Source organism: Colwellia demingiae, assembly GCF_007954275.1.
Lineage (GTDB): Bacteria > Pseudomonadota > Gammaproteobacteria > Enterobacterales > Alteromonadaceae > Colwellia > Colwellia demingiae.
On the sequence record NZ_VOLT01000002.1, the window covers coordinates 36335 to 50836 of the forward strand.

Here is a 14502-nt window from a genome sequence, read left to right on the forward strand (position 1 = left end):
GGCAAGTAGCCTTTCAATTGGGTGGATTCAATGAATTTAACTGTAGCTGTAAAAATAATTGGTGGCTTTGCCATCATCTCAACTTTACTGATAGTCATTAGTACCATATCGTTATCTAATTTAAGCACCATCAGCGAGTCGACTCAGCAGCAGAACACATTAGCTATTCCAACACTCAAAGCCAGTAATAAACTTGCCCTTGAGATCAGTCAGATGAGTAACTTAACCTTGAAAGGTTATTACCAAACGGATCATGCTTTATTAGCTGGTGACCTTAATAATTATAAAAAGATAGATACAGTATTCACGCAACAATTATCGGAATTAAAGCAAATAGTAGCTTCTGAACAAGATTTACTGACTAACTTGACTCAAGTAGACCAGCTTTATTCGAACTTTCATAATGCGAGTATTGAATTGTTTAACCATCGTAAAGTTAGTATCGAACAAAAGCAGTTATTAACTGAGAAGATTGATATTTTAGAAGAAAAAGCCGATAACACCATTATGTTACTGCTTGATTTGGCTGACCATGAACTCGCGGATACTAAGCTTCAACGTGCCATTAACTTAAGTGACTACTTCGAAAATCAGTTGAACTCGATTGTCTCTTCCGCTCTAGAATATCGTGATATCTTGAATGAAAGCACTGCAGAATTTATCGGCAGTGAGCTTACTCGTAGTATCAGTGATGCAAGACACTCAGTTGATAATATTACTTTTGAATTAAATAGCCATGAAGTTAAAGACATCTCTGAGCAAGTTACGTTAGCATTCAATGAAATAGAAAGTCTTTTATCACAAGAAAATGGCATCATTGCTCACAAAAGCAAGCAATTGAAGTCTAATCGACAAGCTTCTCTTATGTTATCAAAGGAAGAGAAAGTAGCTAAGCAAGCTAACAAAATATTAGATAAACAACTTGAACTAGCTAACCAAACAACTATAACTTCCAGTCAACTTATCGAAGATTCGGTAAGCAATGGTACGACGCATACAACCATTATTATGCTTATATCAATTGCTGTTGCGCTCATAATTGCTCGAATTACGCTTATTGGCATTACACGTCCATTAGCACGAGTTAATGAAATGCTAAGTATTGTGGCCTCTGGTGATCTTTCGTTGAAACTAGATGAAAGTGGTAAAGATGAATTCGCTCAGTTATCAAAAAATTGTAATTTATTAATTGATAGTTTACGTAACCTAATTGAAAGCATTGTTAATCGTTCAGCGCAGTTAGCTGCTGCTGCAGAACAAACCTCTGCAGTTACTGCACAAAGTACCACCGCAATAGAAGAACAACGTAATCAAGTAGAACAAGCCGCTTCAGCGACAACAGAAATGAGCAGCACCTCACAAAGTGTACTTGCTAGTGCAAATGATGCCTTAGGCGAAATTAAACATGCCGATGAAGAAGCTGAACGAGTTAAAGGTATTTCAGCCAGAAACCGTCAGACCATTGAAATGCTGGCTAATGAAGTAGAATCGGCCTCTCAAGTTATCAACCAACTCCAACAAGACAGTGCCTCAATTGGCGGAATATTAGATGTAATTCGTGGCATTGCTGAGCAAACTAACTTACTGGCATTGAATGCTGCTATTGAAGCAGCACGAGCGGGTGAGCAAGGACGAGGGTTCGCTGTCGTTGCAGATGAAGTTCGTACTCTAGCCAGTAGAACACAAGAATCAACGTCTGAAATTCAAACGATGATAGAAGCACTACAAACAGGAGCAGGGAAAGCTGTAACAGTAATGGATGCAGGTAAATCTAAAGCCAGTGATTGTGTAAATCAAAGTGAGGAAGCTGACCAAGCACTCGAAACTATTACTCATGCTGTACACGAGGCATTCGATCGCAGCTCGCAAATTGCAACGGCTGCTGAAGAGCAAAGTGTTGTTGCCCATGAAATAAGTGAAAACCTTGAGTCTATTGTGACTATTGCCGAGCAAACTACCGCGGGTTCACAACAAACAGCAGCATCAAGTAGCGAAGTTGCTCGTTTAGCTGAAGAGTTACAACAATCAGTACAGAAATTTAAATTATAGTAATCAATCTAAACGGCAAGTCTAAACTTACCTTTAACTTGCCATTTAGATTGCAGTGATACTTATTCTATTAAGTTTTTGATTTTGTTGTACCAAGGAAAAATAAATCAAGGTTAGGCACTCGATTGAGCAATAGCTGGCTATTGGGATAGATAGTAACGCAATATCCGAGTATTTTAGCCAGTAAAAATGGGTAATAACTTAATGAAATAGGTATTATAGTTGACAAGAATTATTCTAGCTATATAATGCACCCAGCTTGAAGTTAGTTTTATTTTTTTGTACACCATTTCGATGTTATCTCATGCTTACCTTAGATAAGATATCTGTAACACGTCCTGATTTATAAGTAATAGCAACTCTTTTTAGCAAACCCCTAACAGCTTAGCTTAATGCCAAGATTGTTAGCACAATTACTCTTAAATATTTATAGGATACACATATGTCTACTACAACTGGTACAGTAAAATGGTTTAACGAAGCTAAAGGTTTTGGTTTCATCGAGCAAGAAAATGGTCCAGACGTTTTTGCTCATTTCAACGCTATCGTTGGTGACGGTTTTAAAACTCTTGCTGAAGGTCAAAAAGTTGAATTTACAGTTACTGACGGTCAGAAAGGACCTCAAGCTGAAAACATCGTTGCACTTTAATTTGCAATATTTAGGTTAGTTACTCGATAACAAACCTAAAGATGTTAAAGAAAGGACATACCTTAATTGGATGTCCTTTTTTATTGCCTGTCTGAAATGTATTTTGTTTTTACCCCCATATTTACCTGCCTTCTCCAAACGTTTCGATACACAGACTAGCCTCCCCCAGTTTAGACTAAGATCCCCGGTAAAGTGCACTGACACTATATCCAAGTGACTGATTATACAACTACACCCTAGTTGTTATTAAAGCTAAGATTACAGTAAAAACCTACAACCTTTTGTAGAGGTTATGAATCACGCCCCCTAAATGGTGACGGATATATTTATACATTCTCTAAATTAAGGCACAAAAAAAGCCAGTTCCTATAAAGAACTAGCCTTTTCAACACAGCCATAACTATGACAATAAATTCAACTCATAACGAGGTGTTAATCAACTTTGATTCTAGTAATATCTGCACCTAAGCTTTGTAACTTACCCTCTATGCACAAATAACCACGGTCAATATGATAGATTCTATCAACTTGGGTTGGTGACTTTGCCACTAAACCAGCGATTACAAGACTTGCTGAAGCACGTAAGTCGGTAGCCATTACTTGAGCACCATTTAGGCTAGTAACTCCCTTAACAATAGCGGTATTACCTTCTAAAGCGATATCTGCACCCATGCGTTGTAATTCTGGAACATGCATAAAGCGGTTCTCAAAAATAGTTTCAATGACCGTTGCCGTGCCTTCTGCTAATACATTCATAGTCATAAACTGTGCTTGCATATCAGTAGGAAACGCTGGATGAGGAGCAGTTCTAACATTTACCGCTTTCGCAGGCGCGGACATTTCAAGTTCTATCCAATCATCACCCGTAGTGATAGTAGCCCCTGCTTCTTGAAGTTTACTTATTACGGCTTCTAACGAAGATGGATCGGTTTTTAAACACTTGATATGCCCTTGAGTTACAGCTGCAGCCACTAAGAAAGTGCCTGTTTCAATACGATCAGGCATAACAGAGTATTCTTTACCACAAAGTTCACTAACACCTTCAATGGTTAAAGTATCGGTACCTGCACCTGTGATTTTAGCACCCATGCTTATTAAACAATTGGCTAAATCAACAATTTCAGGCTCACGAGCAGCATTCTCAATAACGGTAATGCCTTCAGCTAATGCTGCGGCCATCATTAAGTTTTCTGTACCCGTAACACTAACCGTGTCCATAAAAATAGTCGCACCAGTTAAGCGACCTTGCTTTTTAGCTACGATATAACCATCTTCAACGGTAATATCTGCGCCCATAAGCTTTAAACCTTGGATATGCAGGTTAACTGGCCTTGCACCGATGGCACATCCACCTGGCAAAGACACTTCAGCATGTCCCATACGAGCTAATAATGGGCCAAGAACTAAAATTGACGCACGCATGGTTTTTACTAAATCATAGGGTGCGCGACAAACATCAATGCTACTAGCATCGATCATGAGTTTCTCTTCGTTAAGCCACTTTGTTTTAGCGCCTAACTGACCTAATAACTTAACCGTTGTTAGGATATCATTCAGTTGCGGTACGTTACTAAAAACAACAGGCGTTTTAGATAACAGCGCCGACATTAAAATAGGAAGAGCAGCGTTTTTTGCTCCAGAAATCACGACATCGCCGCGAAGTGGTTTACCACCAATAACTTTAAATGCGTCCAAAATAACTACTACTTACTTAAAATGATTAAAAAATATCGAGCCAGTATACACAAAAATGCCCAGCATTAAAAAACTAGGCATTAAAAGTACAATTTAGTAACACTATTACTCATTAATACTAACTATTAAATAGTTTATCGCGTTGCCATTGTGCTTTATTGAATGTTTTCACCGTCACTGCGTGGATTGTGCCATCTTTTATAATATCAGCTAATGGCTTAAGTACTGCTTGCTGACGCTTAACACGACTTAAATCGTCAAACATGTCACTTACTGCATTAATTCGGCATTGAGAACCATCAAATTTTACATGTACTTCATCAAGCTCAAGTGCTTCATTTATTAATTTACTTACTAATTGTTCAATCTCACCAACTTCCAAGGGAGTCTCCTTTGTTCGTTATTGATATCCAAGCCACTTGAAGATGCATATTTAGGTGGTTTGGGTATATATGATACTAATCACATTTTATAGGTAATAAACCATCTACGCCACTTAAGGTGATTAGTTTAGTTAATTTTTCAGGTATATTGCTAAAACTTAACTGACAAGAATGATGTGCAGCCTGTTCTAAAAGGTAAAACAGCCAAGCAAGGCCAGCTGTATCAGCCTTACTAACTTTGCTTAAATCAACATTAATAGCGCCATGTGCAAACCAATTTACATATTCACTATTTTTGATATGCGCGACACTATGTCGGCTCAATTGACCAGAGACAGCTAGAGTACCATGATTAAGAACTATATTCGCTTTACTCACTATTTATCCTTGCTGTTCATTTTTTTCCGCTGAACTTTCATCTTTTACTGCACGATTTTTAAAAACAATGTTCCGAGTACTTTTGCTTTTTAATAATTCAGTAACGTAAGGTAGGCCTTTTTGTCTAATGATACTACCTAGCTCAGCTTGCTTTGAGTCAAGTAAGCTAATCCCTTCTGCAACCATATCAAATGCTTGCCACTGTTTAGTTTTTTTATTAAGCCTAACCTTGAACGCCACATCAATATTATCTCGACCCACCATAATAATCCGTGTATTCACAGCGACTATTTTTTTACCCGCAAATGATCTTTCTGGAGAAAACTCTACCGCCTGATTATCATATAAAGTAAAGACTTGTGCATAAGAGCTCACCAAATACTCTCGAAATACAGGTACAAAGGCACGACGCTCGGCATCTGTTGTTTTTCTTAAATGCTTACCAATCACCTTAAAAGCAGAGTATTTATAGTTGATATAAGGCATCAACTCTTCTCGAACGATATCTTTCAACAAGTTTGGATTCTCTTGAATAGCTTGTTGTTCACGTGCGAATCGTTTAAACGTCTGCTCAGCCGCACCTTGTACCATCTGATAGGGATTACTTTGGTCAACGATTTGTCGTCTTGGCTCTGTCGATAGCTCAATTGCCTGAGAAGGTAACGTAGTTACTGCTATTTCATTATTAGCAAGAGCACTCTTACTAATGGTCAGACTAAGTGCCAGACCAATAGCTAAACTCAAAACAACATTATTTGTACAAAACTTACTTAAGCTCACTTATCTACTCCTCACCACTTCCCTGGCTAAATAAAAACTGTCCTATCAACTCTTCTAGTACTAAAGCTGGTTTAGTGTCTTCAATAAAATCACCTGGTTGCAAAGTATCAACGGATTCGTCTACAAAGCCAGGTTGCACGCCTAAATACTGCTCACCTAATAAACCTGCCGTTAATATTGCGACAGAAGTAGCTTCTGAGAATTTATTATATTGTGTATAAATTTCAAGAGTAACTACGGGTGTATAGTCTTCTTCATCTAACGAAATATCACTAACACGACCAACAACAACGCCGCCAACTTTTATTGGTGAGCGCACTTTTAAGCCGCCAATATTATCGAACTTAGCAAAAAGCTGATAACTATCACCATTACCACCAATACCTGAGTCTGCGACTTTAAGTGATAACATCAATAAGGCAGCTAGACCTAATGCAACAAAAAAACCTACCAATAACTCTATTTTCTTAGACACCATGTCTTTCACCAACGCTTTATAATAAAAGTTTAATAATTAATTTTAACGGGATAACAATGTGCAGTAATTGCTTTACGAGCCTAAATTACTTGACGAACATTAATGCCGTTAATATGAAATCCAAAAATAACACCAATAATGATGATTGCACTACAGTTGAGGTAGTCGCACGACTAATACCTTCAGAGGTTGGTTCACAATCATAGCCTTTGTATACGGCTATCCACATCACAACAAAAGCAAAGACAATACTTTTAATAATACCGTTGAGAATGTCTTTTTCAAAGTCGACCTGATCTTGCATTACCGACCAAAAAGTTCCGCCATCAACACCTAACCAATCAACTCCAACAACGTGGGCGCCAAGTATACCGACCATAGAAAAAATAGCAGCCAACAAGGGTAAACTAATAAATCCAGCCCAAAAACGTGGCGCGATGACTCGTCTTAATGGGTCAATCGCCATCATCTCTAGACTCGATAATTGCTCAGTCGCTTTCATCAAACCTATTTCAGCGGTAAGTGCGGACCCTGCACGTCCAGCAAATAATAAAGCGGCAACCACGGGACCAAGCTCTCTCAATAACGACAGGGCAACCATAGGACCTAAACTAGCTTCCGCGCCATATCCCACAAGTATAGTATAGCCCTGTAAAGCCAAGACCATGCCAATAAACGTACCTGACACCACAATGATCAACAAAGACAATACACCGACACTGTATAGCTGTTGCATCAGTAAAGGCGTGCCCTTACGAATATTGGGTACATGCATTAACGCTGACATCAACAAGATCACTGCCCGCCCTAAACCACTTATCATATTCAGAGTTTGCTTACCTAAAAACTGTATATATTGCACTATTTTCCGCCTTGAAACTGATTCATTTATCCAACTCTTTTTGACGATGTTTTAATGAGTTCATCACTATAAGCCGGCGCTTCATAATGAAAAGGTACTGCACCATCAGCTTCACCATGAATAAATTGTTGTACCAAGGGAGAACTATCTTGGCGTATTTGCTCTGGTGTACCATGACCAATGATTTTCTTTTCGGCAACAATATAAATATAATCTGCGATGCTCATGACCTCAGGAACATCGTGTGAAACCACTATCGAAGTTAACCCCAACGCATCACTTAATGAACGTATTAACCGAACAATAACTCCCATAGAAATAGGGTCTTGACCAGCAAAAGGCTCATCATACAATATGAGTTCAGGATCTAAAGCAATTGCTCGTGCTAGTGCAACCCTACGAGCCATGCCCCCAGAAAGTTCACTTGGCTGTAAGTGCCTTGCACCTCGCAAGCCTACTGCTTCGAGTTTCATCAAGACAATTTTTTCAATGATGGCTTCAGATAATTGGGTATGTTCTCTTATGGGGAAGGCAATATTATCGTAAACACTCATTTCAGTAAATAAAGCACCACTTTGAAAGAGCATACTCATATCTTTACGGACTTCATATAAGTCCGTACGTGATAACAAAGGGATGTTTTTACCCGCAAAAAGTATATTGCCACTTTCAGGTTTTATTTGGCCACCAATCAAGCGAAGTAAGGTGGTCTTACCAATACCACTCGGCCCCATAATAGCGGTAACTTTCCCTTTAGGAATAGACAAGCTGATATCGTCATAAATCACACGCTCACCTCGTTTAAAGGTCAGGTTTTCAATTTCAACCAAATTTTCTTCAGGTGCGGGATTTGTCATAATTCAACGTCACTGTTGTTTATTGTCTAAATCTACAATAGGAATTCTTTTAATACAGGTGATTTTACCTGAGCGGTAACAATTCTTCATTAGAAATTAACAAATAACAGCGCAATAAGTGTAAAAATTAAAGGTTAAATTGTAAGAAAGTGATCGTTTTTGCTCAAAAGTAAGACAAAAGAATATTATTTTCCTTCAGTTGACATTATTTACTTCTTTTTTGTTCAACAACCAGCGACAATTTACCCTTAACCTTGGAGTCATTAATGCTAGAACAAATATTTATATTACTCATTGCCCTTGTTGCTTTAGTTTGGAGTGCCGATAAATTCGTTTTTGGTGCTTCATCATTAGCAAGAAACTTAGGTATCTCACCAATGATAATTGGTTTAACTATCGTTGCTATGGGTTCTTCAGCACCAGAAATGATGGTGGCTGCAACGGCATCGATGCAAGGTAACCCTGATACAGCCATCGGTAATGCTATTGGTTCAAATATTACCAATATAGCCTTGGTACTTGGTATTACAGCTTTACTACAACCATTAACTGTTTCATCACAAACAATAAGGCGTGAAATCCCTATTATATTGGCTGTTACCGCCTTAGGATATTGGTTACTTATTGATAATCACTTTAGTTTCATTGAAGGTATTATCTTGATATCCGGTTTTGCCATCTACATTATTACCCTCCTTGTTATCACATTGAAAAAAACAAAGGGTAGACCTAGTGATGATCCTTTGATTATTGAGGCAGAACAGGATGTTGCCGCTGCCGTTAGTATGAAATTATCTTTGATTTGGTTGGGTGTTGGTATCATTTTATTACCATTGAGCGCGAGCTTTTTGGTTGACTCTTCTGTATATATTGCTAAAGCTTACGGCATAAGTGACTTAGTTATAGGTTTAACTATTATTGCGATTGGTACCAGTTTACCCGAGCTAGCCGCGAGCATAATGAGCATAATCAAAAAAGAAGATGATTTAGCACTCGGTAATATAATAGGTTCTAACATCTTTAATATTTTGGCGGTATTGCCAATAGCCGGTCTGATTGCTCCTGGTAATATTGATCCTTCAGCTGCCAGTAGAGATGCACCTTATATGTTAGGTATTACTTTACTGCTATTTATCTTATGTTTTAGTCGCCGCTTAGGTTCATTTAGAATTACCCGTGCCAAAGGCCTATTATTACTGCTAAGCTTTGCCGCTTATCAAGTATTACTTTTTAGTCAATTGTCATAATATAAAGACTGAGATTAATTAACCATTATGAAAAATTTCAAACAGTTAGCAAAAAACGTTATTGAGATTGAGCAGCAAGCCATCGCTGAACTAGTACAGTTTATTGATGATAACTTTGAACTTGCCTGTCAACTCATGTTTCATTGCAAAGGACGAGTGATCGTCATTGGCATGGGCAAATCAGGTCATATTGGCGGTAAAATAGCGGCTACGCTTGCCAGTACTGGGACACCATCATTTTTTGTTCACCCTGGAGAAGCCAGTCATGGCGATCTAGGCATGATCACCAGTAATGATGTAGTTTTAACCATCTCTAACTCAGGTGAAACCAGTGAAGTACTTGCCATAATCCCTGTTATTAAGCGCATAGGTGCCAAACTAATTTCAATGACAGGTAACACTGAATCGACCTTAGCTAAATTAGCAGACACCCATGTTTGCATTAAAGTATCTGCTGAAGCTTGTCCACTTGGTTTAGCCCCAACATCAAGTACTACGGCAACGTTAGTAATGGGCGACGCTTTAGCAGTCGCTTTGCTCAATGCTCGTGATTTTACTGCGGATGATTTTGCTTTATCTCATCCAGGAGGCAGTTTAGGTAAACGTTTATTATTACGCCTAAATGATATTATGCATCAAGGCGAACGTGTTCCTATGATTTCAGAACATGCACTGATTAAAGATGCCTTGGTTGAAATGTCATTAAAAGGCTTGGGCATGACTGCTATAGTTAATGAGCAACAACAACTAGTCGGTTTATTTACTGATGGTGATCTTCGCAGGGTATTAGATAATAGAATAGATATCCACAGTGAGAGTATTAACACAGTAATGACCCATAATCCTAGCGTAGCGCAAAGTGATATGCTGGCTGCTCAGGCGCTAAAAATTATGGAAGATAAAAAAATAAATGGTCTTATTATTGTCGATAGCAATAATACACCTGTAGGTGCAATGAATATGCATGACTTCTTAAGTTCTGGAGTGCTTTAATGAATACCCTATATGGTAATGTAGAACACGACATTTTAGCCAAAGCGAAACAAATAAAGTTACTGGTATGCGATGTTGATGGCGTATTTTCTGACGGCAGAATATATTTAGGAAATGATGGTGAAGAGTTAAAAGCTTTTCATACCAAAGATGGTTTCGGCATTAAGGCCTTAGGAGCTAGTGGTGTTGATGTTGCTATAATTACGGGAAGAAATTCTGCTATCGTAGCAAATCGTATGAAAGCATTAAACGTGGCGCATATTATTCAAGGCCAAGAAGATAAACTACCTGCATTGATCGAGTTAACTCAACAATTAAACATTACTCTTAACGAGGTAGCGTACATTGGTGATGATGTACCCGACTTAAGCTGCATTAAAGAAGTAGGTCTTGGCATTAGTGTTTCCGATGGCCATCCTCTAGTATTACGCGGTGCCGATTATACTACCTTTACTCCCGGTGGTTTTGGCGCAGTGCGAGAAACATGTGATTTGATCATGCAAAGCCAAAATAACTTAAACAGTGCATCAGGCGCGAGTATATGAATCGATTAAATAGCCTAGCGCTATTTGTCTTACTGCTTAGTGCGCTAATTTATGGCATTATTGAGTGGCGTAGTGCTTCAATAGAGCAAGATACTTTAATTGTTGATGAGCAACGTCCGGATTTTATTGCTGAGCAGCTACAAAGCAAAATCTATAGTGACTTAGGGCAACTTTCCCACACTATTGAAGCAGAAAGAATGGAGCATTATTCTGATTTAGAAGTCAGTTACTTTGAATTGCCGAATTACACATTATATCCGCAAAAAGAAGGTCAGCCATGGAAGGTCAGTGCGCAAGAAGCGACACTTTACAAAGACAACCGTGTAGAACTAAAGAATCAAGTACATATTACAGCAACAGAAATTGACAGCTTAATAAAAGAGATTCATTGCAAAACAATAGCATTAGATTTAAAAACCAATATCATTAGTTCAGAGCAATCAGTTGTTGTGGTCGGAAAAGATTTCACCATGTACGGCTCAGGATTAATTATAGATTTAAACACTAAACAAATGACCCTAACTCAGCATGAACGTACTATTTATAAAAAATATGATGAAAGCTAATTTAAGCCGTATTACCTTCAAACGTAGTACCTTCAAACATAATACATTCAAAGTAATAGCGCTAACTTGTAGCCTAATTCTTTGCAGTCCTGCCCATGCAGATAAAACAGATTTAGAACAAGAGATCACCATTAAATCACAGCGACAAGCTGCAGATCTCAAAAATAAAATTGCAAGTTATTTAGATAATGTCAGTATTCGCCAAGGCTCAATTTCTATTACCGCAGATGTAGTTAAAGTATTTAGCCGCATTGATGAAAAGAATGGCACAAAAAATGATACTTATTTAGCAAAAGGAAAGCCCGCTATTTTCCAGCAACAACTCGAAGATGGTAGCTTAATCACTTTACAGGCAGATGAAATAACCTATAACCCTAGCTCAAATATGATTACTATTTCAGGTAATGCCCTAGTCAAGCAAGCGGGAAGTGAAGTCAGTGGTAATGAAATAACTTATAATACTGTAAGTGAAAAACTAGAAGCACAAAGTGCCAATAATCAACCTGTTACTACCATATTACAACCAACCGTTCTCAAAAAACAGAAAGAGACTTACGAAAAATCTAAAGAAGAAAAACCAACCGACAAGGTAGTAGAAAAAGAAGGCGATAGCCGTGACAATTAAAACCACGAGCAAAACGCTGGTAAATACACTTATTGCCGATGGTTTATCGAAGTCTTATAAAAGCAGACAAGTTGTTAAAAATGTTAGTTTGCAAGTTGACGCAGGACAAATAGTTGGCTTATTAGGGCCCAATGGCGCCGGAAAAACCACTTCCTTTTATATGATCGTTGGCTTAGTGCCAAATGACAATGGATCTATCAAGCTCAACGGTCGAGACCTAACTCTTGCTCCTATGCATGAAAGAGCACGAAGCGGTATTGGCTATTTACCTCAAGAAGCATCAATTTTTAGAAAGCTCACCGTTAGTGATAATATCATGGCGATATTACAAACACGCAAAGAGCTTAGTGAAGCCCAGCGCGCTGAGAAACTTGAAAATTTATTAGAAGAGTTCCATATTTGTCATATCAAAGACAATACCGGCATGAGCTTATCAGGTGGCGAAAGACGAAGAGTTGAAATTGCCAGAGCGCTCGCTGCAGACCCTCAATTTATTTTATTAGATGAACCCTTTGCCGGTGTTGATCCTATTTCGGTTGGCGACATTAAAAAAATCATCTTACACTTAAAACAACGAGGCATAGGTATATTAATCACAGACCATAATGTGAGAGAGACATTAGACGTTTGTGAACATGCTTATATAGTTAGTAATGGTGAAATTATTGCACAAGGTAATGCAGATCAAATTCTTGCTAATCAAAAAGTCAGAGATGTATACCTTGGCGAACAATTCACGCTATAGTAAAGCGATAGGCTAGTAAATTTAGTCAGAATACTTAATAGAATAGTCGTTACATCTTGTTTTAGCGTAACGACTAAGAATAATAAATAGGAAATCATATAACCTAGATGCGCCCTACACTACAGCTCCGTATTGGACAACACTTAACGATGACACCACAATTGCAACAAGCTATTAAGCTGTTGCAATTGTCTACGTTAGAGTTACAACAAGAAATTCAAGAAGTTTTAGAGAGCAACCCATTACTTGAGCTTGATGAAAAAGCTCAAAGTGACAGTTCAAGTGAACAAAATAATCTCGAAGAAGCCTTTTCATCTAGTACCAATGAAGACAAATCGGACCAACCTGCGAGCGATGGTAGTGAAGAGCAGCAGGCAAGTATTGACGAAATCAGTACAACTGAGGCGATGGAAAAAAGTGATATACCAGAAGAACTCAATATCGATACTACTTGGGAAGAAAGCTACAGTGCAGGGGTATCAAATACCGGCGCAGTAAGTAGCCCTGCTGATGACTATACCTATCAGGGTGAAACCACTGATTCCATTCAAGATCATTTATTATGGCAAATGGAATTAACCCCGTTCAGCGATACAGATAAAACCATCGCAATTGCTATTATTGAAGCAGTTGATGATGCAGGTTATTTAACCGTATCACCAGAAGATATATTAGATAGTGTTGGTACTGAAGGACTCGAGCTTGATGAAGTAGAAGCCGTGTTAAAGCGTATTAATATGTTTGATCCTATTGGTGTCGCCGCTCGCTCAATTCCTGATTGCTTACTTATTCAATTAAATCAATTTAGTGCCGACACCCCTTATCTGAAAGAAAGTAAATTAATAATCAACGACCATATTGATTTGCTTGGTAATCGAGATTACCGGCAGTTAATGCGTAAAACCAAGTTAAAAGAAGATCAACTCCGCGAAGTAATGCGTTTAATTCAAAGCTTGAATCCTCGCCCTGGTGATGCAGTGATCAAAGGTAATGACCAGTATGTTATTCCTGATGTTTCTGTTGAGAAAAAAAATGGTCGTTGGGTGGTTGAATTAAATTCTGATACAGCGCCAAAACTATCTATCAATCAGCAATACGCAGCAATGTCTAAAACAATGAAGTCATCAACTAATGATGGACAATTTATTAGATCTAACTTGCAGGAAGCTAAATGGTTCATAAAAAGTTTAGAGTCTCGCAATGACACTTTACTTAAAGTATCTAACTGCATTGTTCAACGTCAACAGGGCTTTTTAGAACACGGTGCAGAGGCCATGCGTCCTATGGTACTCAATGATATAGCTGAAGCTGTTGATATGCACGAGTCCACCATTTCACGTGTTACAACGCAAAAATATATGCACACACCAAGAGGAATCTTCGAACTCAAGTACTTCTTCTCTAGTCATGTCAGTACAGAGAATGGTGGTGAATGTTCATCTACAGCAATTCGTTCTTTAATTAAAAAACTTATCTTAGCGGAAACACCTGCTAAACCGTTAAGTGATAGTAAAATGGCTAACTTATTAGCTGAGCAGGGAATCAAAGTGGCACGACGTACAATCGCTAAATACCGAGAATCGTTAGCGATACCACCGTCAAATCAACGTAAGAGTTTACTTTAGAAGACTACAATAAAAGGATCATGCT

General features: G+C 38.3%; 16 protein-coding genes. 9 read left to right on the forward strand and 7 right to left on the reverse strand.

The annotated features are described in order from the left end of the window. The first annotated feature begins 30 nt into the window (after window positions 1-30). Entirely contained in the window at window positions 31-2049 is a 2019-nt protein-coding gene (locus tag ESZ36_RS02980; RefSeq protein ID WP_146783372.1) for a HAMP domain-containing methyl-accepting chemotaxis protein, read from the forward strand. Window positions 2050-2491: 442 nt separating this feature from the next. Beyond that, entirely contained in the window at window positions 2492-2698 is a 207-nt protein-coding gene (locus ESZ36_RS02985) for a cold-shock protein (RefSeq protein ID WP_011045258.1), read from the forward strand. 432 nt (window positions 2699-3130) lie between these two features. Here the strand turns inward: ESZ36_RS02985 and murA are convergent, their stop codons facing one another. From murA to mlaF, 7 genes are all read right to left on the reverse strand, one after another. Further along, window positions 3131-4393, reverse strand: a complete 1263-nt coding sequence (gene murA, locus ESZ36_RS02990) for a UDP-N-acetylglucosamine 1-carboxyvinyltransferase (protein WP_146783374.1) — start codon at window positions 4391-4393, stop codon at window positions 3131-3133. Between the two features lie 118 nt (window positions 4394-4511). Next, entirely contained in the window at window positions 4512-4775 is a 264-nt protein-coding gene (locus tag ESZ36_RS02995; protein WP_146783377.1) for a BolA family protein, read from the reverse strand. 76 nt (window positions 4776-4851) lie between these two features. Further along, on the reverse strand, window positions 4852-5154 hold the full coding sequence (locus ESZ36_RS03000; protein WP_146783380.1) for an STAS domain-containing protein: 303 nt from the start codon (window positions 5152-5154) through the stop codon (window positions 4852-4854). A gap of 3 nt (window positions 5155-5157) precedes the next feature. Then, window positions 5158-5934 carry an MlaC/ttg2D family ABC transporter substrate-binding protein gene (locus tag ESZ36_RS03005; protein ID WP_146783383.1) on the reverse strand — a complete coding sequence of 259 codons (777 nt, stop codon included), beginning with the start codon at window positions 5932-5934 and terminating at the stop codon, window positions 5158-5160. Window positions 5935-5938: 4 nt separating this feature from the next. Beyond that, window positions 5939-6412 (reverse strand): outer membrane lipid asymmetry maintenance protein MlaD, encoded by a 474-nt coding sequence (gene mlaD / locus ESZ36_RS03010; RefSeq protein WP_146783386.1) that lies wholly within the window; start codon window positions 6410-6412, stop codon window positions 5939-5941. 85 nt (window positions 6413-6497) lie between these two features. Beyond that, window positions 6498-7274: a lipid asymmetry maintenance ABC transporter permease subunit MlaE gene (mlaE, locus tag ESZ36_RS03015; protein WP_146783389.1), complete on the reverse strand. Its 777-nt coding sequence runs from the start codon at window positions 7272-7274 to the stop codon at window positions 6498-6500. Between the two features lie 26 nt (window positions 7275-7300). Next, on the reverse strand, window positions 7301-8131 hold the full coding sequence (gene mlaF, locus ESZ36_RS03020; RefSeq protein WP_146783392.1) for a phospholipid ABC transporter ATP-binding protein MlaF: 831 nt from the start codon (window positions 8129-8131) through the stop codon (window positions 7301-7303). Between the two features lie 266 nt (window positions 8132-8397). On the opposite strand from mlaF, the gene ESZ36_RS03025 reads away from it, so the two are divergent. The 7 genes from ESZ36_RS03025 to ESZ36_RS03055 all read left to right on the forward strand — a co-directional run bounded on the left by ESZ36_RS03025 (window position 8398) and on the right by ESZ36_RS03055 (window position 14477). Continuing rightward, on the forward strand, window positions 8398-9378 hold the full coding sequence (locus ESZ36_RS03025) for a calcium/sodium antiporter (RefSeq protein WP_146783395.1): 981 nt from the start codon (window positions 8398-8400) through the stop codon (window positions 9376-9378). A gap of 27 nt (window positions 9379-9405) precedes the next feature. Further along, window positions 9406-10371 (forward strand): KpsF/GutQ family sugar-phosphate isomerase, encoded by a 966-nt coding sequence (locus ESZ36_RS03030; RefSeq protein WP_146783398.1) that lies wholly within the window; start codon window positions 9406-9408, stop codon window positions 10369-10371. Continuing rightward, a complete protein-coding gene (gene kdsC, locus ESZ36_RS03035) occupies window positions 10371-10916 on the forward strand; it encodes a 3-deoxy-manno-octulosonate-8-phosphatase KdsC (RefSeq protein WP_146783401.1) in 546 nt (181 codons plus the stop codon). Before ESZ36_RS03030 ends, kdsC begins: the two co-directional genes overlap by 1 nt. Then, on the forward strand, window positions 10913-11482 hold the full coding sequence (lptC, locus tag ESZ36_RS03040) for an LPS export ABC transporter periplasmic protein LptC (RefSeq protein WP_146783404.1): 570 nt from the start codon (window positions 10913-10915) through the stop codon (window positions 11480-11482). Before kdsC ends, lptC begins: the two co-directional genes overlap by 4 nt. Further along, entirely contained in the window at window positions 11469-12107 is a 639-nt protein-coding gene (gene lptA / locus ESZ36_RS03045) for a lipopolysaccharide transport periplasmic protein LptA (protein ID WP_246128969.1), read from the forward strand. Before lptC ends, lptA begins: the two co-directional genes overlap by 14 nt. After that, window positions 12103-12852: an LPS export ABC transporter ATP-binding protein gene (gene lptB, locus ESZ36_RS03050; protein ID WP_211357764.1), complete on the forward strand. Its 750-nt coding sequence runs from the start codon at window positions 12103-12105 to the stop codon at window positions 12850-12852. The genes lptA and lptB overlap by 5 nt, the downstream gene beginning before the upstream one ends. Before the next feature lie 107 nt (window positions 12853-12959). Continuing rightward, window positions 12960-14477, forward strand: coding sequence for an RNA polymerase factor sigma-54 (locus ESZ36_RS03055; RefSeq protein WP_146783406.1), 1518 nt, complete (start codon window positions 12960-12962; stop codon window positions 14475-14477). The last annotated feature ends 25 nt before the right edge of the window (window positions 14478-14502 follow it).